This window comes from Nonomuraea antimicrobica, from assembly GCF_039536965.1.
Taxonomy (GTDB): Bacteria; Actinomycetota; Actinomycetes; order Streptosporangiales; family Streptosporangiaceae; genus Nonomuraea; species Nonomuraea antimicrobica.
Genome location: NZ_BAAAZP010000161.1, coordinates 1 through 890, shown reverse-complemented (window position 1 = coordinate 890; position 890 = coordinate 1). Strand labels below are relative to the sequence as shown.

At 76.9% G+C, this 890-nt stretch carries 1 protein-coding gene; it reads left to right on the top strand.

What is annotated here, in order from left to right:
• Nucleotides 1-890, top strand: an 890-nt coding sequence (locus tag ABD844_RS39110; RefSeq protein WP_344889873.1) for an iron chelate uptake ABC transporter family permease subunit, incomplete at both ends; no start/stop codon positions are given.

Genomic DNA, 890 nt, shown 5'->3' with positions numbered 1-890 from the left:
TCGGGCTGGTGCTGCCGCTGCCGGTGACGGGCGGGCTCGCGCTGTTCGGCGGGCTGGCCGCGGCCGCGCTGGTGCTGGCGCTGTCGGCGGGCGGGCGCAGCGGCACCACCCGGCTGATCCTGGCCGGGTCGGCCACGGCCCTGGCGCTCAGCTCGCTGACCAACCTGTTCATGATCCTCTTCGAGCAGGAGACGACCGGGCTGTTCGCCTGGGGCAGCGGCTCGCTCGTGCAGAGCGACCTGGACGCCGTCGCCAGGTTCGGCCCGGTGATCGCGCTCGCCCTGGGCGCGGCGGTGCTGGCCGGGCCCCGGCTGGACATCCTCGGCCTGGGCGACGACACCGCGATCGTGCTCGGCGTGAACGTGCGGCGGCTGCGCCTGTGGCTGACGCTGCTGGCCGTGCTGCTGTCGGCCGCGGCGGTGACGATCGCGGGGCCCATCGGGTTCGTCGGGCTGTGCGCGCCGGTGATCGTACGGCTGCTGCCCCGCTCGATTCCCGGCCTGCACCGGCACCGCGTGCTGCTGCCCCTGACGGGGCTGGCCGGGGTGCTGGTCGTGCTGGGCTCCGACATCGCGCTGCGGGCCGTGCTGGGCGGGGGCGCGGGCGTCGAGGTGCCGCCCGGCGTGGTGACGACGGTGCTCGGCGCGGCGGTCATGGTGTGGCTGGCCCGCCGTTACCGCGACGCGGGCCCGACCCGGCAGCCGCCGGCCGTGCGCACGGGCGCGACCCGTTCGCGGGCCGCCTTCCTGGCCGTCGTCGCCGTCTGCGCGGCCCTCCTGGCGGGCGCGCTGGTGCTGGGCATGCTCGGCGGTGACCGGTGGCTGCTGACCGGCGACGTGGCCAACTGGCTCCAGGGCCGCAGCGGGCGGGCGCTGACGTTCGTGCTCGAC